At 38.1% G+C, this 17,333-nt stretch carries 15 protein-coding genes, 1 other RNA gene and 1 pseudogene; 11 read left to right on the forward strand and 6 right to left on the reverse strand.

Going from position 1 to position 17,333, the window contains the following annotated elements; all coding sequences use genetic code 11:
* Positions 1-25: 25 nt before the first annotated feature.
* Together LKF16_RS01840 and recU are read right to left on the reverse strand one after the other, a co-directional pair.
* Positions 26-2,464, reverse strand: coding sequence for a transglycosylase domain-containing protein (locus tag LKF16_RS01840; RefSeq protein ID WP_291468121.1), 2,439 nt, complete (start codon positions 2,462-2,464; stop codon positions 26-28).
* Positions 2,464-3,087, reverse strand: coding sequence for a Holliday junction resolvase RecU (recU, locus tag LKF16_RS01845; protein WP_291468123.1), 624 nt, complete (start codon positions 3,085-3,087; stop codon positions 2,464-2,466). Before recU ends, LKF16_RS01840 begins: the two co-directional genes overlap by 1 nt.
* 66 nt (positions 3,088-3,153) lie before the next feature.
* Between recU and LKF16_RS01850 the strand changes: the two genes are divergently transcribed.
* The 4 genes and pseudogenes from LKF16_RS01850 to LKF16_RS01865 all read left to right on the forward strand — a co-directional run bounded on the left by LKF16_RS01850 (position 3,154) and on the right by LKF16_RS01865 (position 6,057).
* Complete coding sequence (locus LKF16_RS01850; RefSeq protein WP_291468125.1) at positions 3,154-3,705, forward strand: DUF1273 domain-containing protein; 552 nt, start codon at positions 3,154-3,156, stop codon at positions 3,703-3,705.
* A 167-nt stretch (positions 3,706-3,872) separates the two neighbouring features.
* A pseudogene (locus LKF16_RS13115) lies at positions 3,873-4,184 on the forward strand (DivIVA domain-containing protein); the annotation flags it as partial.
* Between the two features lie 323 nt (positions 4,185-4,507).
* An RNA gene (rnpB, locus tag LKF16_RS01860) (RNase P RNA component class B) lies at positions 4,508-4,863 on the forward strand.
* Positions 4,864-4,938: 75 nt separating this feature from the next.
* A complete protein-coding gene (locus tag LKF16_RS01865) occupies positions 4,939-6,057 on the forward strand; it encodes a THUMP domain-containing class I SAM-dependent RNA methyltransferase (RefSeq protein ID WP_291468129.1) in 1,119 nt (372 codons plus the stop codon).
* 2 nt (positions 6,058-6,059) lie between these two features.
* Here LKF16_RS01865 and LKF16_RS01870 read toward each other — a convergent pair whose 3' ends face one another.
* The 4 genes from LKF16_RS01870 to LKF16_RS01885 form a co-directional block, all read right to left on the reverse strand.
* The gene (locus LKF16_RS01870; protein ID WP_291468131.1) at positions 6,060-7,001 is read right to left on the reverse strand and encodes a magnesium transporter CorA family protein; all 942 of its coding nucleotides are present in this window, start codon (positions 6,999-7,001) and stop codon (positions 6,060-6,062) included.
* A 105-nt stretch (positions 7,002-7,106) separates the two neighbouring features.
* Positions 7,107-8,117, reverse strand: coding sequence for a lipoate--protein ligase (locus LKF16_RS01875; protein WP_291468132.1), 1,011 nt, complete (start codon positions 8,115-8,117; stop codon positions 7,107-7,109).
* Positions 8,118-8,173: 56 nt separating this feature from the next.
* Positions 8,174-9,187 (reverse strand): lipoate--protein ligase, encoded by a 1,014-nt coding sequence (locus LKF16_RS01880; RefSeq protein WP_291468133.1) that lies wholly within the window; start codon positions 9,185-9,187, stop codon positions 8,174-8,176.
* Between the two features lie 78 nt (positions 9,188-9,265).
* Entirely contained in the window at positions 9,266-9,661 is a 396-nt protein-coding gene (locus LKF16_RS01885) for a reverse transcriptase-like protein (protein ID WP_291468135.1), read from the reverse strand.
* A 27-nt stretch (positions 9,662-9,688) separates the two neighbouring features.
* Between LKF16_RS01885 and LKF16_RS01890 the strand changes: the two genes are divergently transcribed.
* The 7 genes from LKF16_RS01890 (at position 9,689) to LKF16_RS01920 (ending at position 17,295) form a co-directional block, all read left to right on the forward strand.
* Positions 9,689-10,075, forward strand: a complete 387-nt coding sequence (locus LKF16_RS01890; protein WP_291468136.1) for an EbsA family protein — start codon at positions 9,689-9,691, stop codon at positions 10,073-10,075.
* A complete protein-coding gene (locus LKF16_RS01895; RefSeq protein ID WP_291468137.1) occupies positions 10,075-11,757 on the forward strand; it encodes a formate--tetrahydrofolate ligase in 1,683 nt (560 codons plus the stop codon). Before LKF16_RS01890 ends, LKF16_RS01895 begins: the two co-directional genes overlap by 1 nt.
* Entirely contained in the window at positions 11,757-12,221 is a 465-nt protein-coding gene (gene lspA, locus LKF16_RS01900; RefSeq protein ID WP_291468139.1) for a signal peptidase II, read from the forward strand. Before LKF16_RS01895 ends, lspA begins: the two co-directional genes overlap by 1 nt.
* Positions 12,211-13,116, forward strand: a complete 906-nt coding sequence (locus LKF16_RS01905; RefSeq protein ID WP_434735173.1) for an RluA family pseudouridine synthase — start codon at positions 12,211-12,213, stop codon at positions 13,114-13,116. The genes lspA and LKF16_RS01905 overlap by 11 nt, the downstream gene beginning before the upstream one ends.
* Positions 13,117-13,268: 152 nt before the next feature.
* Positions 13,269-13,796, forward strand: a complete 528-nt coding sequence (gene pyrR, locus LKF16_RS01910) for a bifunctional pyr operon transcriptional regulator/uracil phosphoribosyltransferase PyrR (protein ID WP_291468143.1) — start codon at positions 13,269-13,271, stop codon at positions 13,794-13,796.
* Between the two features lie 18 nt (positions 13,797-13,814).
* A complete protein-coding gene (locus LKF16_RS01915) occupies positions 13,815-14,891 on the forward strand; it encodes a carbamoyl phosphate synthase small subunit (protein WP_291468145.1) in 1,077 nt (358 codons plus the stop codon).
* Position 14,892: 1 nt separating this feature from the next.
* Entirely contained in the window at positions 14,893-17,295 is a 2,403-nt protein-coding gene (locus LKF16_RS01920) for an ATP-binding protein (protein WP_291468147.1), read from the forward strand.
* The last annotated feature ends 38 nt before the right edge of the window (positions 17,296-17,333 follow it).

The raw sequence follows: 17,333 nt of genomic DNA on the forward strand, positions 1-17,333 counted from the left end.
AGATTCCTTACTTCGAGCTTTTCGTTTATTCTGGATCAAATGTTTGAGTTGATTGTGTGTTACTTCCTTGAGTACCACCAGTATTACCAGTGTTGCCAGTGTTTCCACCGGTATTCCCGGTTCCACCTGTATTGCTACCAGTATTATCAGTATTTCCACCAGTGTTGCCAGTACCGCCAGTATTTCCGCCTGTAGCAGGTGGGGTAGTAGTGGTACCAGAATTATTATTGGAATTGCCATTATTAGTAGAATTTCCGTTATTCAACGTGCCATCCCCAGTATTGGTATTTCCATTGGTTTCATTAGTATTTGTGTTGTCTTCAGTATCATCATCGTCAGTATTAGTTCTTCTGTTTGGAATTACTTCTTCTTCAGAACTTGAACTTGATGATCTGCTGGAGCTATAAGATTCACCCTTATAAGGATTGTTTGGTGCATGTCCACGAACGAATAGCTCAGTAGTGTACATATTCGATGGAAGTCGTGGGGAAGCTACGATTGGAGTTGCTGATCCGCCTGTTCTGATTGGAAGTGAAACGACCGAACTAGGTTTTTTCCAATTTTTGTTCGTAACTTGTTTGCTGAGATATTGCATCTCAGCTTTATAAATTTTACCAGCGACGTCCTGGTAGTTTGCGGAAACACCGTGAGCATTTGGCGAATCGTAACCTGTCCAGACACTTATAGAATAGTTTGGCGTGATTCCGTTATACCAAGAATCTTTGGCCGTATCGTTCAAATCTGGATTAGCTTTTAGAGCATCATCAGAATAGTTAGTGGTACCAGTTTTACCAGCTTGGTGCAATCCTGAAATTGCTGCATATTCTGCAAATCCTTCACTAGTAGGTACACCCTTAAGAACGTCAGTGATCATGTAAGCAGTTGAAGCCTTCATAACACGTTTTGGTTCTGAGTGATAAGAATGGGTGATACCATCGGCTGTTTCAATTTTTGAAACATAAGTTGGCTTGTAATAATTTCCACCATTTGAAAAGGCTGCATAAGCAGCTGCACCCTGCAAACTAGAGGCATCGGTACCAATACCTGCAGAAGTACCTGAGGTATCAGGGATAGTAATGCCTAATTTTTTAGAGAAGGCCTTGGCTTTTTCAAAACCAACCGCATCTAAAGTCTTAACAGCAGGAACATTACGAGATGTGACTAAAGCTTCTCGTAAACTCATTTGGCCTTTGTAAGTCTGATCCCAGTCCTTTAAGACGATATCAGTACCAGGGTAGACGTAACGTTCATCATCCAATTGATGATAAGTTGACCAGTTCAGATATTCAAAAGCTGGACCATAATCAAGAATTGGCTTATTAGTTGATCCATTACTACGAGAAGTTTGAACTGCTCGATTAAGTCCAAATTGAATGTTTGAGAGTTTTCTACCACCGATCATGGCAATGACTTTACCATTGTTAGGATCAACGATCGAAGCTCCGACCTGCATTTTTGAGTCGGGGAATTGAACGTAATTAGAAGAATTTACGATGTTATACAAACGTTTTTGAGCATCGTAATCCATATTGATGGTGATCTTTAAGTTGTCACGGTAGGGGTCAAAACCTTTATCGTGAACTTCTGAGATAGCTTCTTTGATATATGGATCGGTCATCATCTTATCAGCATCGTTGCCAGTAGTATTTTCTTTGAATGGCTGCAAACCATCATCGATCGGTGTGGCAATGGCTTCCTCAGCTTGAGACTTCGAAATTTTATCGTTATCATACATTGCACGAAGGACCAGGTCGCGACGTTGCTTAGCTTCTGTCGGATGAGTGTATGGATCATAATCGCTAGGCGCATTAGGCAAACCTGCTAGTAGCGCCATTTGTGGCAAGGTTAGTTCCTTAAGAGACTTGCCGTAGTAGTATCTGGAACCAGTTTCAATGCCGTAAATACCATTATTCATATAAACCTTATTAACATAAAACTCAAGAACTTGTTGTTTTGAATAATCATGGCTGACTTTCATTGCTAACCAGGCTTCTTGCATCTTTCGCTTGAAGGTCTGATCTTTAGCATCCGTCGAAAAAGCCGTTAATTTGATCAATTGTTGCGTTAAGGTACTTCCACCTTGCAATGTTCCTTTAGAGACATTGTTGAAGGCAGATTTGACGATTCGGACTGGATCAATTCCGAAAGTTTCACTATAGAAATTTTTATCTTCGATTGAGATAACTGCATCTTGCATTTGTTGCGGAACTTTGTCGATCGTCACGTAATTTCGTTTATTGGATCCCAAAGAACCAATTTGATTTCCTTTAGAATCTACAATTGTTGAAGAACCTCCGCTTTGGAGTGTTTCTTGACTAATTGCAGGTGCTTTGAAGGCGTAAAAAACAAATATTGCTAAAAAAATAGTGACTAACGTTCCTAACAAAATACCGATCCACTTCATCAGGCTTTTGAAAGGAGAAGAAGCTTTACGAGTATTCGGATTATTAGGTGTATTATTCATTATTTCTCCTTTCTGCTTTCAATTAATTTATTTATAGTTTCAATGTAAGGCAAAGTCGGATTGTAATTTGCCGTAATTTCATAAGAATCGTTTACCACTTCTGACAATTGAATGGATTTCGGTCCGTCATTTCTCTGGGCTTCCCAATGAACGAACAGTTTTTGGGCAGGCATGATAAAATATCTTTTGAGAGTGACGTATTTGATAATTACGAAACAAATCCCACCTTGCTTTTCACAAGCACGCAAATGATCGATTTGATGCTGATGAAAGTTCTTGAGAGGAAAAGTATTTTTGTTGGTCGTTTCCTTGGCCTCAAAATCTAAATAATGTCCTTGATAGACTCCATTGTAATCAGTCGTTGACGCCTGGCGAAAATATGCTTCCTTTATTACTGCTTTACTTCGCTTGGGATAATCAACTTTCACAATTTGAATCGGCGTCGGTTTCTTGTAGATGACTGCAATATCGTGTGCTCGATAATACTTATTGCTTTCATTTATCTCATCTTCTAAACGCATGCCACGGTCACCAAAGATGACCTTCTTAGCACCTGTAGTAGTGAGATTTGACGGTTCTGTATGTTGTTTAAACTTACGTCCGTCAGGGTAGTTAAATTTCAATATATCAACTCCTACTTTCAGAATTATACCATGATAGAAGAAATATAAATTATTGGAGCGATCTAGATGATCAAGAATTTGTGGGTCACGGGTTATAGATCCTATGAACTTGGGGTGTTTAAACCAGATGATCCAAAAGTTGAAGTAATTAAAAAATTCTTATATGAGCGATTGATCAATTATGCCGAAGAGGGCACCGAATGGGTTATTACTGGTGCTCAACTAGGGACTGAACAATATATCGGTCCGGTGGTTCAGCAAGTTAAGGATAAGGGTTATAATATCAAACATGCTGTAATGTTGCCATTCGCAAATTTTGGAGACCAGTGGAACGAGTCAAATCAGTCATTACTAAATATTTTTTTAAGAAATGCCGACTATGTCAATAAAATTACTACTTTAGGTTATCATTCAAGTATACAGCTCAGGACTTGGCAGAATTTTATGCTGCAGCATACTGATGGCTCATTGATTTTTTATGATCCAGACAGTGGTGGAAAACCTAAGTATGATTATTCAGCAATGAAAGATTACATTGATAGGGGGAATGATTACTCCTTAGAGTTGGTAGACTTCGATGCAATGCAGGATTTTGCAAACAACCTGTCAGAAGAGTAATTTTACAAATACAAGAATACATAAATACAATTGGGGTGCAAACAATGAACAATATGAATCAAATGAACGGAAATGGATTTAATCCACAACAACCACAAAATAACGCCGGTAAATTCTTCTTGAATTTCCAACCTAACGATATCTTACAAAAAGAATTCAAAACTAAGATGCGTGGATATGACCAAGCTGAAGTTGATCAATTCTTAGATGGCATCATCAAAGATTATGAATCATATTCTGGCGAATTGAATCGTTTAAAGGCCGAGAACAATCGTTTACAATCACAATTGAACTCAATGCCTCAAAACAATCAAGCAGCCAACAATGTTAACCAAACTCAAAACCAAACAACTAGAAGAACTAGCAGAACTATTCCAGTTCAACCAAAAGCTTCTACTATGTCAAACATGAACAATACTGCATCAAAGACTGATGCCTCAACATACGATATTTTAAGACGTATCTCTAATCTTGAAAAACATGTTTTTGGTCATGACTTTGCTAACGGTGTATCAAATCAAAATGTGAACACTACTAAGAATGACGATACTGTGAAGCAATTTGCTTCTGCCGCTGTTCCAAATAACAATATGAACAATAGTAATGTTCATAATCCATTTGAGAGCGGACATAACGAGATCAACCCAGATATGTCAAATATGAACAATAATAATACCACTGATCCTAATAATTTAAACCCAAATCATTTTGATGCAGGACGTCAAAATATGGGAAGTTTCAATCCAAATCTAAATAACAATGGAAATGTAAGCCAATTTTAGGTATAATACTTGCATTGGTAAATTTTGAGTAATCGCGGTCTAGTTATCTAGGCTGAGGAAGGTCCACGCCAGCACGAGCTGAGATGCTTGTAGTGTTCGCGCTTAGCCTAATAAGCTAAGGTACCTTATGGTAACGGCAGTGAAAGCACTAAGGTTAATTCTATGTGTTAATAGCTTGAAAGTGCCACAGAGACGAAGTATCAAGGGAAACCTTGATAGTGGAACGAGGTAAACCCCACGAGCTGGCAACCCAAACTTTGGTAGGGGCGCTTCATAACGAGAAATGAATCTACTGTGAAGGCTTAATTGTAGATAGATGATTACTGACTGTATCGGAAGACCGAGCCGATACTCGAACAGAACGTGGCCTATAGAAATTTATCTGGTGAGGGACGACTTGCTCGTCCTTTTTTTGTACGTAAATTTAACTTTCTTAAAAAAGAGGACAAATATGAAATTAATTGCGACTATGTCGAGTGGTTTTGAATCAATTACTAAAAAAGAACTACAAGATCTTGGTTATGATGTAACTACTGAAAACGGAAAAGTTTATTTTGAAGGCGACTATGAAGACATTGCTAAGACTAATCTTTGGCTACGCAGCGCTGACCGTATCAAAGTAGTTATTGCTACATTTGAAGCACGAAGTTTTGAAGAACTTTTTGATAAAGTCAACGACATCGACTGGGATTATTGGTTGCCACTAAATGCTGCTTTTCCAATTAAAGCAAGGACTGTCAAGTCGCAATTGCATTCTGAACGTGATATCCAGGCAATCACTAAAAAAGCTATTGTCAACAAAATGTCTGATGTTTATAAACGTCGTGGTCGCTTGCCTGAATCAGGTGCAACCTTCCAAATTGAAACGCGGATCCATAAAGACGTTGTCGAAGTTACACTAGATACAACTGGCGATTCATTATATAAACGTGGATACAGAATTGAACATGGTGCTGCTCCTATGAAAGAAAACTTTGCGGCAGCATTGATCATGCTTACAAACTGGCATGCAGATATGCCTTTTGTCGACCCTACCACAGGTTCTGGTACCATCGCGATTGAAGCAGCATTGTTAGCAAAAAATATTGCTCCAGGGATGCTCAGACATTTCTCGTTTGAAAATTTTGATTGGTTTGATCCCAAGATTTTAGAGAAAGAAAAAGAAGCGGCCAAAGAATTGCAGGTCGCTCCTGAATTAAATATTTTTGCTAGCGATATTGATGGTTCAATGATCGATGTTGCTAAACTCAATGCTCATGGTGCTGGAGTATTGCATGATATTAACTTCAAGCAAATCGCAGTCAAGGACTTAAAAATCGAAGGTGAAGATGGCGTAATAATCTCTAACCCTCCATATGGACAAAGAATGAGCGACATGGAAAGCGTCCGCGTACTTTACAAACAAATGGGGGACGTCTTTGAAGCAGCCGGTCCTTCTTGGAGCAAGTACATCGTTACTAGCGATTTGGAATTTGAACAATACTACGGTAAAAAAGCTACTAAGAAACGTAAATTATATAATGGCTCAATCAGAACTGATTATTATCAATATTGGGCTACAGAAAGATAACATCATAAACTATTTCGACGATGAAGGTCCCAGAGTACGAAAATTATCATGGCAATTGTAATGATAATCGACAGTACCCAGGACCATTTTTTGTCTGCAACAGGAAGTCCCATATTCATCCCATAAAAACCTGAAACGATCGTTGGAATACTGAGAACGATCGTGTAGATGGTTAATACTTTCATGGTGTTGTTGACTTGGTTGTCCAAAATGTTATTACTGGTGTTTGATACTCGGTCGATAACATCAGAAGCTAAATCAGCTTCATCTTTGATTTGTTCAATTTCAACCACAGAGTCATGCAGCCGTTCTTTAGTCTTGTCAGTCAAATTGACCGTTTCAGCTTTGCTATTGGCAATCGTATCGATCTGTCGAGCCACGCTGTAGTCGCTGTTGATTGCAGAACTAACATAGATCACTGAATCTTGTAAGTTGGCTAAATCAATGATCTGCGTGTAATTAGTTTTGCGTCGTTCGATGTGAGCTTGGATCCTATCTCGGTGATTATTGATGTCATTGATGGTATCGCTAAAATCATCTGAGATCCGGTCAAACGAATTGAACATCAAGGCCCAGATTCGATCCTCGATATCAGCTGGAAAGTGATTATCAGCACTCATGATATAGTCTTTAACGTAATGCGTGTATTTATTGGTAAATAAAAATAATTTATTCTCTTTGATTACCAAGGCAACTGGTCGGGTAGCCTTTGTAGAATCCTCTTTGGACAACTCATTTTGGACATAATATACCACGAGCCAGATTTGGTTAACATCATCAAATTCCAAACGAGCGCGCTCATTTTCGTCATCAGCGTAATCTAAAATTTCATTAGTCAAATTATATTTTTCAATCAGTTTGGTTCGGTCTTCACTATCAAGATTTACTTTTGAAGAAATATCTATCAATTGGATATCTTGTTTTAATTGTTCTATTTTGATCATAATAAATTCCTCTCAACCAAAATATTATCATAGTTAACGGATACTCCTACGTGTTTATGAACGAAAAAATCTCACCTTCTTGAATTCAAGAATAGGTGAGATTTTTTATTTGAATAAGTCTATCACATCAGATGCGGGGATCCCGCTGAAATATTGATCTAAGTCGATCGACTCGAGTAGCTGAGTAATTTTATCTGAATTATATTCAGTCCCGACTAACAAATTTTTAACATCCTGCGAATCCTTTTTGCCAAAATAATCGCCATAGATCTCAACTGATTCAATCTTTCCGTTTGATACTAAATATCTAACGTCGATCGTACCCATCGTAAAATGTTTACGATTCTTGACCGTAAAATCAGGAGATTTTCCATAGACCCAATCCCAGTTGTAATAATAGTCGTCGTTTAGTTTCTTGATTGCTGCCTTATCGGCATCGGTTAGTTGATATTCCTTGTCGGCAATCTTTGACAAATCATCAGTATGGAACAGTTCCATGATCAAACGGTCTCGAAACTGCTCAGTTGTCAGATCCTGAAATTCTGGCTTCAAGTAAGGCTTTACGTTAGTAACTCTTGATTTAACTGACTTGATTCCTTTTGATTCGATCTTGTCCTTGGGGACATTTAAAGCTTTTGCCAAAACAGATAGATCCACGTCGTAGGCGAGGGTACCATGAGAAAACATCTTTCCGTTTTTAGTGTACATAGCATTTCCAGAAAATTTCTTGCCATCGACCATCAAGTCGTTTCGTCCTGAGACTTCGGCGGTCGTTGCACCCATATCCTTTAGAGCATCGATGATCGGCTTGGTAAGTTTTTGGAAATCTCCAAAATTGTCATCGTCTGAATTGACTACAAAGCTGAAACTAACATTGCCCAAATCATCGTAAACAGCACCACCACCGGAGAATCTCCTCGTGATGGTAATATCGTGCTCTTTGACGTAATCAGAATTTATTTCTTCAAGTGTATTTTGATTGTGGCCAACGATAATGCAGGGCTTTTGAATGTAAAAAAGCACTAGTGGCTCATCAAAGTCGACGTTGTTCATCAGATATTGTTCAGTAGCTAAATTATCACGGATATCATTTGATTTCATTCTATAAAAATACATATTTGCCATCCTTCAAAAAAAGCCTGAGTTTTAGAAAACTCAAGCTGCGGTTAAATTTATGGAGTAAATAATTTGCTTAATTCATCTTGTGGGATGCCCTTGAAGTAATCGTCTAGGTTAAATTTGGCGAGGACGGATAAAATTTCGTCTCGGTCGAATTTAACGCCTAAAAGAGCTTTTTTGATATCATTGGCATCTTTCATTCCAAAGTAATCGCCATAGATCTCAGCATTTTCGATCTTGCCATCTTCAACGTTATATCTAACATCGACTGTACCCATATCGAAATGCTTACGTTGTTTGGCAGTGAATTTAGGAGATTTTCCGTAAACCCAATCCCAGTTGTAGTAATAATCTTCTTTGATCTTGTCGATTGCTTTTTGGTCTTCGTCAGTTACGACGTATTCCTTGTCCTTGATATCTTCAATATTGTCAGCATGGAATAGTTCAAGCAATAGACGGTCTCTGAATTGTTCAGTCGTCAAATTTTGATACTTTTCATCCAGATAAGGCTTGAGGTTAGTAACACGACTTCTGATCGATTTAATACCCTTTGAAGCAATCTTGTCAGCAGGGACATTCAAAGCTTCTGTAAGGACGCTTAAATCAACGTCTAGTGAAAGGGTACCGTGAGAGAATGTTTTGCCATTCTTGGAGTACATTGCGTTACCAGAGAATTTCTTGCCATCAACAAGTAAATCGTTACGACCAGAAACCTCGGCAGTAGTTGCACCCATATCGTGCAATGCATCAACGATAGGTTGGGTGAATGACTTGAAGTCACCGAAGTTTTTGTCGTCAGAATCAACCACGAAACTAAAACATAAATTGCCAAGGTCTTGATAAACCGCGCCACCACCAGAAATACGGCGAGTAACAGTAATATTATGATCCTTTACGTAATCGCTGTTGATCTCTTCCAAAGTGTTTTGGTTATGACCAACGATAATACAAGGCTTTTCAATGTAAAAAAGCACCAATGGTTCATCGAATTCAACATTGTTCATCAAATATTGTTCAGTAGCTAAATTATCACGAATGTCGCGATCTTTCATAAGAACATAGTACATGACAAAAATCCCTCCTTGCTTATATTTGTAAGCGATTTAATATTATCACAACAAAAAAGGATTTGATAATAAGTATACTTATGATTTTCTTAAATGAATTAATTCTTGATGTATTAATGAATGTGCAGCACGATTATCCTTATCAGAAATATGCTTCGCAAAGTACATCGGAAATTTTTCTAGCATGGGCATAATCACATCCACTTGTGCTTGATAGTGCTTCGAATATTTTTTATTGATGCTGTCGATCACGATTTTGCTATCAGAGTGTAACTGGATAATGTCATCTTGCAAATCTTTGTCTAAAATATCTTTTAAAGCGACCTCGACTGCCAAAAATTCTAGGTAGTGATTATCATTGCTATCTTCTCGTCGAACGAATTCTTGAGAGTCGTTTTCAGTTTTGTAAACGTAGGCGATCGCAGCTAAGTTTTGATTAGTATTTAATCCTGCGTCGGTGTACAATTTAATCATGTCAATTAAACCTTTCGGGGGTATTTTATGTCGAAAAAGTACTACATTCAGCCCACTGGGGCATGGGGTATCATACTTTGGTCAGTTGCACTCATTATCATCTTTTTCGGGGTGATTTTGCAATTGGAAATATTTAGCTTAAATGTTATCCCCATTTTGATTTGGATCATTGGGTTAGTTTACATTTTTTACATCATCAAGAGTTCCTGGATCAAGGTCTCTGATAATCAGATAATTATCAAAGCGCCAAATTACCACCGCACGCGTAGCTTTGATCTAAAAAATGTTTCTGTCAGATCAACCAACAAATTTCAGTTGGAATTTGATTTTGACAACCATGATTATTTTCCAGTCAAGATAACCTCAACCACTAAGGTGCTTGAAGAAATTAAAAAAAGAGTAGGTGATCAATAATGGCATTTCCTAGCGATATTGAAATCGCACAAATTAATGAACACGATAATATGAAAGATATTAACGAGATTGCCGAAAAAGTCGGCTTGGACTCTGCTGATATTGAACCTTACGGACACTATAAGGCAAAAATCGGCCGTTCAGGTATCAACAAAGCAATGAAAAATGACGATGGCAAATTGATCTTGGTAACTTCGATCAATCCAACTCCAGCTGGAGAAGGTAAATCCACTGTAGCAATTGGTTTAGCTGATGCATTGCAACGCTTAGGCAAGAAAACTATGCTTGCTTTGCGTGAACCATCATTAGGTCCAGTAATGGGTATCAAAGGTGGTGCTACTGGAGGCGGTTATGCTCAAGTAGTTCCAATGGAAGATATCAACTTGCACTTCACCGGCGATATGCACGCCTTAACTAGTGCAATCAATACATTAGCCGCATTGATCGACAATCATCTTCATCAAGGCAACGAACTTGGGATTGATCCTCGTCGGATCATTTGGAAACGTGCGTTAGATATCAACGATCGTGCATTGCGTGGAACTGTCATTGGACTTGGCAGCCCAATCAATTCAATTCCGCGAGAAGAGCATTTTGAAATTACCGTTGCCAGCGAATTAATGGCGATCTTATGTTTAGCACAAGACATCGACGATCTAAAGGAACGCATCGCTAGTATCTTGATTGCATATACTTATGATCGAAAGCCGATCTTTGTTCGTGACCTTCATGTCGAGGGCGCAATCACGATGCTATTAAAAGATGCTTTAAAGCCTAACCTAGTCCAAACTCTTGAAAATACACCAGCTATTATTCATGGTGGACCTTTTGCCAATATCGCTCACGGCTGCAACAGTATCTTAGCTACAAAATTGGCCATGAAACTCAGCGACTATACTGTCACTGAAGGTGGCTTCGGTGCTGACCTTGGTGGCGAGAAGTTCATGGATATCGTCACTCCTAAACTCAATCACGCACCAAATGCCATTGTTATTGTGGCTACGATCAGAGCACTTAAATACAATGGCGGTCAAAAATTAGCCGATCTCAAGGGTGAAGATCTCAAAGCGTTGACTTTAGGATTTAAGAACTTAAAACGTCATATCCAAAATATGCGATATTACAACGTGCCAGTGGTTGTTTCAATCAACAGATTTGAAACAGATACTGATGAAGAAATCAAATTATTGACAAGTCTCTGTGATGAGGTTGGCGTTGATGTTCAACTCACTGAGATCCATCATAAAGGTAGTGCCGGTGGAGTTGACCTAGCTAAGGCCGTTATCAAAGCGACTGAACAAGAAGCTAACTACACGCGTCTTTATGAAGATGAACAAACTACTGAAGAAAAGATTGCAACAATTGCATCAGAGATTTACGGTGCCAATAACGTTGAGTATTCCGATAAAGCACGTAAACAACTAAAGACTTTGAAGGATAACGTTTGGGATGATCTGCCTGTATGTATTGCTAAAACGCAATATTCATTAAGTGATGATCCAAAACAATTGGGAAGTCCCAAAGACTTTACGCTTCATGTTAAAGAATTGATTCCAAAGCTTGGTGCAGGATTTATCGTTGTATTAACTGGAAATGTTATGACCATGCCTGGATTGCCAAGCAAGCCTGCAGCATTGAATATGGATGTTGACAATACTGGAAGGATAAGTGGATTGTTCTAATGCCCTTTGTATATTTAATTGTATTGATCGGCCTGATAATCGGAGATCAAGCCTTGAAGTTTTACGTATTTTATAATGTACCGTCATTAGGGGAACAACAATTTATCCCTGGTATTTTGTCATTAACTAACATTAGAAATACTGGTGCTGCTTGGAGCATGATGGAAGGGAAGATGTACTTTTTCTACATCATTACCGCGATTGCTGTAGTTGTACTGATCTATCTATTTATCAAATCTGAAAAAAATCAGTATTTGTATCGTTTCTCATTGCTGTTCCTATTTGCAGGAACCATCGGCAATGCAATTGATCGATTCACCAGACAATATGTTATTGATATGTTCAACTTACAATTTATTAATTTTCCAATTTTTAACTTAGCAGATACTTACATCACCGTTGGTGTGATTTTGCTACTGATTTACTTATTCCGTTCGACAGCAGGTGAAAAAAATAGCAAATAATTTAATTACTTTAAAATTTGAGGACGAAGGCAAAATTCGTTTAGACAAATTCGTTGACCAAGAAATGGACGAGCTATCTCGTTCGCAAATCACAAAATTTATTAAAGATGGCGAAATTTCAGTCAACGATAATGTTGTCACTAAAGCTGGCTATAAGTTAAGTTCTGGGGATGTCGTAACATTTACCATTCCAGAAGAAAAACCGATTGAGGCAGTTCCTGAAGATATCCCGATCGATATTGTTTATGAAGATCAAGACGTTTTGGTCGTTAATAAGCCGCAAGGGATGGTTGTTCATCCAGCAGCTGGTCATCCAGATGGAACACTAGTAAACGCCATTTTGTATCATAGTCAAATAAATGACGATGATATGATCAGACCAGGAATCGTTCATCGGATCGATAAAGATACCTCTGGTTTGTTGATGATTGCCAAAAATAATCTCGCAAAACAATCATTGATGAAACAATTGAAAGATAAAACTAACCTCAGAGAATACGTGGCAATCGTTCATGGCAATTTCAAGGAAAAACGTGGGGTGATCAACGCTCCACTGGGACGTGCCAAAAACGACCGTAAGAAACAAGCAATTGTTGATGATGGTCGTCATGCAGTCACGCACTTTGAAGTCATCGAACAATTTGAAGGCTATTCGCTGGTAAAACTAAAACTTGAAACTGGTAGAACTCATCAAATTCGTGTTCACATGCAATACATCGGCCATCCGGTGGCAGGAGATCCTCTATACGGACCTAAGCATACATTGCCAGGACATGGTCAGTTCCTGCATGCAGAGACTTTAGGGTTTGATCACCCAAGGACGCATGAATGGATGCAGTTTTCAGTTGAACCACCTAAGATCTTTCAAGATACTGTTAAAAAATTGCGTGGTTGACACGCAAATCAACATAATTTAATCTAAAAACGTTAATATGATTTTGGTAAAATTATTTATAGCTTACGTTAAGAGAATTTTATTTTGGTTAATACGAAAAAATAAAGCTGGGGCAGTCGTCCTAGCTTTTATTTAGGATAGGGAGTTTTTCTATGGCAAAGGAAATTATTGATGGTCAAACCATGACTCGTGCACTAACACGGATCACATATGAAATAATTGAACGTAACAAGGGTATTGAGGACTTGGTGCTAGTAGGTATTAAAACACGTGGAGTGTTCGTTGCACATCGAATCGAATCTCGACTTAAACAACTCGAAAACATCAGCATTCCAGTTGGAGAACTAGATATCACTCCATATCGGGATGACGTTAACGAAGATGATAAGGATGGCAAGGAATTCAAAGCTGCACCTTTAGACTTCGACATCACTAATAAACACGTAATTTTAACTGATGACGTCTTATATACTGGTAGAACTATCCGTGCTGCAATGGATGCACTTATGAAATCTGGACGTCCTAAAAAGATCTCATTGGCAGTCTTAGTCGATCGAGGACATCGGGAATTGCCAATTCGTGCAGATTTCGTTGGCAAGAACATTCCTACTTCTCAACGTGAAAAAATTAAAGTATTCATGAAAGAAATCGATGGAGAAGACAAAGTCGAAATCGAGTAATTAATTGGAGTTGGGAAAATGAAACGTTATTTAATTTTAGAAGATGGAACAGTTTTCCCTGGCGAAGGTTTCGGATCGTCAGCTATTACCACCGGACAGTTGGTAGTATCAAATAATCGAACTGGAATTGAACAATCTGTTACCGATCCGGATGCAGAAGGACAGATCATTGCCTTTACAATCCCTGGAATTGGCAGTTCAGGTATTAATCGTGACTTTTATGAATCAATTAACTACCAATGCAAAGGCGTTGTAATTGGTTCAAGCAGCTCCGATAGCGTCGATGGTTCGATCCCGTTTGAAGATTGGATCACTAGCCTAAATATTCCTGGCATTAAAAACGTCGATATTCGTGCCTTGTCAAAATATATTTTTGAACATGGCGAAATGAAAGCATCAATCATGGACACTCATGATGAACATGCTATCGACCAGATCAAAGCTCTAGTATTGCCATCAGATTTAGTAAAACAGGTTTCAACTAAACAATCATATCCAAATCCAAATATTGGTTTGAAAATGGTTATCGTCGATCTGGGATTGAAATATTCCATTCTACGACAGTTATCGTACCGGGATTGTAATTCAGTCATTGTTAACTACAATTCAACACCTGAAGAAATTGCTAATTTACATCCTGACGGAATAATTTTTTCAAATGGGCCTGGTGATCCCAACGATCTTCCCAAGACCATTGAAAACATCAAAACGTTGCAAAAACAATTTCCAATCTTGGGAATTGGACTTGGAAGTTTTCTTGTTGCTTTGGCAAATGATTGTCAAATCACTCGATTGGAACAACCACACCACGAATCCTCATTGGCGGTCAAAGAAGTTGCCAGTGGCAAAATTGATTTTGTTAATCATAATCACTCGTATACGATTGATCAAAAGTCAATTGGATCATCAGATTTTATCGTTACCAACATTTGTGTCGCTGATGGAAGCATTGAAGGTATTCGTCACGAGTACTTGCCAATTATCAGCGTTTTATTTGAGCCGGAAGCTGCACCAGGACCAACTGACGGCTATTATGTTTTTGATGAATTTATCGATTTGATACATTCCATCAAGAACCAAGATTGGAGTAGGTAGTTTGGTTACAAGTGGAATTCATAACATTTTGATTATTGGTCCTACCAATAGTGATAAAAATGTCGATCTTTCTACTGCCTTGTACGATACTGCAGAGATTTTGCATAAATTAGGGTACAAAACCACGATCATGGTGGAAAACCCGACATCTTTATTATCTTCTAGTGACTTTTTCGATCGAATTGTCGTCGAAAAAGTTAATGGAGAAAATATCTTGGCATACGTGGATCAATTTCATCCTGATGCGATATTGCCAACCGTCGGCGACAAAAATGCCTTAGGTATCATTTCTGGTCTGAACGGAAAGATATCTTCGACAAAAGTATTGGGGACCGATTATTTTGCTTCGCTATGTACTTTTAAACGTGAAATGTTCATTAGTAAACTGAATGAAAATGATCTGCCGGTCATCAATTTTATTTCTTCAGACGATGAAGACGAATTGTATGACTTCATTCGATCAATCGGTTTTCCAATCATTGCCAGAAGAAGATTCTCAAATCGACATTCAAGTGGATGGACCAATATTAATAACCTATTTGAATTAGATAATTTTATGGCTTTGGAAGATTCTCAAAATGCCAAAATTGAAATTGAACGTAGTATTCGTGGATTTAGCGAATATTCTTGCACAGTTGTCCGTGACCGATTCGACAACTCGGCATTGATCGGAACAATTGAAGACGTTGAACCGATCGGTATCCATCATCTCGATTCCAACCTGGTTTCGCCCGCACTTTCATTAAATGATTCTAAACTTCAGAAATTACGAAATTTAGCAATCAAATTGGCTCGAGTTTTTAATATTGTTGGTGTATGTACAGTTCATTTTGCTTACAATCATAAGTCTGGAGAATGCTATATCACCGAATTTATTCCCAGACTGAGCGAGGAAACAAAATTTTTGGAATACGCAACTAGTTATCCTTTAGCAACGGTCAGCGTTGAACTCAATTTAGGATATCAACTAGACAAGTTGCAACTAGATTCTGGAAATAGTTTTAATGGTGCCAGTGAGCCTTTTATGGATCACATTACTTCAAGATTCCCACAGTGGAACACTACTGAACAAAGATATATTGGACCTAGCAAAACTTCAGATTCGAGTATCATTGTCAGTGGTTTTAGCATAGAAGAAGTTTTCAATAAGGGTGCTTTGAACGACAAATTGAACGACACCTTAAATCGCTATGAGAAATTGCATCAAATGGACGATGACCAACTTTTTGAAAAAATTATTCATCCAACTAATTGGATGCTCGACGTTTTAGTCGAAGCCATCAGGCGTGACTTTGAATTGCCAGTACTCTCGGAAGTCACTGGAATCACAATTCCTTATTTAGTGGCTTTAAAAAATATCAAAGACAACAGTGCTTTGATCCGTGACGATGAGATCGATGAAGATAACATCGAAAAACTCGTTAGCATGGGAGTCAAAGGTGTAGGGTACAGCAAATTACTGTTGGATCGCGATGATGTCGTTACTAAGACTGTTGTCAAAAGCAAAAAATCTGTATCGGTAAATATGGATAAACTGCATCAACAGAACTTTTTCGTCACTAGCGGCATTAGCAATGACTTAAAGTTTTCTGAACGGAATAAAATTGTCGTTCGTTCACCGATCATTACTTCTAAACGAAACATCATGGTCAGACAATTTGTGCTGCTGCAGTTAGTCAAATCAATCACTCAAAATGGATTAGAAGCAATTATCATCGGTCGCGAACCCTGGAGTGCACCATTAGAAATTCGCAATGTTGCATATGAAATTGCCGACCCACATATGGAATTGCAGCATCTCAATTTGATTCATGAAAAACAAATTTTTAAAATAATCGATTTTTCGAAAACTCTCAGTGAAGAAGACACTGAAAATAACGAAGTATTTCAAATCAGTACTAAGCCTATCAAGTCGCTGGACTTAAAAGCTGATATCACGATGCGCGTCATTGTGGTATCTGACGGCAAAAGTTTCACCGTACCATCAGTAATCTTTCGGAAGATGGTTGGAGATAAGAGTTATGAAATCAGTTCATACAACAAATTTATGTCCGAATCCGGTAAAAGAGAAATTCGTGAGATCATTGAAAATGAACTGTCCGAGCAAAATCAGATCAACACTTATAACTTTGACTTTGCCTACAGTCATGATCACTGGATGATCACGAAAATATCTTCAGGAATGAACCAAGATATTATTCGTCACGAATTAGCTAGCTCGGTCCATGTTATTGATACATTGGTTAAACTGATACTTGGTAATAATCTTGGCAAAGATTTGAGTACCGATGAAATTTTTGAAAATGACGATACTGATTTTCTAGTAACGATCAATGACCAAAAATTCACTACTTATGATGAACAAGGTATTTTAGATTTATTGGAAAATACTATCCGTAAGTAAAAATATTAATTAAGCTATAAATACAAAAAGTTCAGAAC

Origin of the sequence: Companilactobacillus sp. (assembly GCF_022484265.1) — a bacterium.
Lineage (GTDB): Bacteria > Bacillota > Bacilli > Lactobacillales > Lactobacillaceae > Companilactobacillus.

Coding starts and splice junctions, on each gene's coding strand:
- lspA (WP_291468139.1), top strand. CDS start 11,757: ATGCCCTTTGTATATTTAATTGTATTGATCGGCCTGATAATCGGAGAT.
- LKF16_RS01840 (WP_291468121.1), bottom strand. CDS start 2,464: ATGAATAATACACCTAATAATCCGAATACTCGTAAAGCTTCTTCTCCT.
- LKF16_RS01915 (WP_291468145.1), top strand. CDS start 13,815: ATGAAACGTTATTTAATTTTAGAAGATGGAACAGTTTTCCCTGGCGAA.
- pyrR (WP_291468143.1), top strand. CDS start 13,269: ATGGCAAAGGAAATTATTGATGGTCAAACCATGACTCGTGCACTAACA.
- LKF16_RS01870 (WP_291468131.1), bottom strand. CDS start 7,001: ATGATCAAAATAGAACAATTAAAACAAGATATCCAATTGATAGATATT.
- LKF16_RS01885 (WP_291468135.1), bottom strand. CDS start 9,661: ATGATTAAATTGTACACCGACGCAGGATTAAATACTAATCAAAACTTA.
- LKF16_RS01875 (WP_291468132.1), bottom strand. CDS start 8,117: ATGTATTTTTATAGAATGAAATCAAATGATATCCGTGATAATTTAGCT.
- LKF16_RS01880 (WP_291468133.1), bottom strand. CDS start 9,187: ATGTACTATGTTCTTATGAAAGATCGCGACATTCGTGATAATTTAGCT.
- LKF16_RS01865 (WP_291468129.1), top strand. CDS start 4,939: ATGAAATTAATTGCGACTATGTCGAGTGGTTTTGAATCAATTACTAAA.
- LKF16_RS01890 (WP_291468136.1), top strand. CDS start 9,689: ATGTCGAAAAAGTACTACATTCAGCCCACTGGGGCATGGGGTATCATA.
- LKF16_RS01895 (WP_291468137.1), top strand. CDS start 10,075: ATGGCATTTCCTAGCGATATTGAAATCGCACAAATTAATGAACACGAT.
- LKF16_RS01850 (WP_291468125.1), top strand. CDS start 3,154: ATGATCAAGAATTTGTGGGTCACGGGTTATAGATCCTATGAACTTGGG.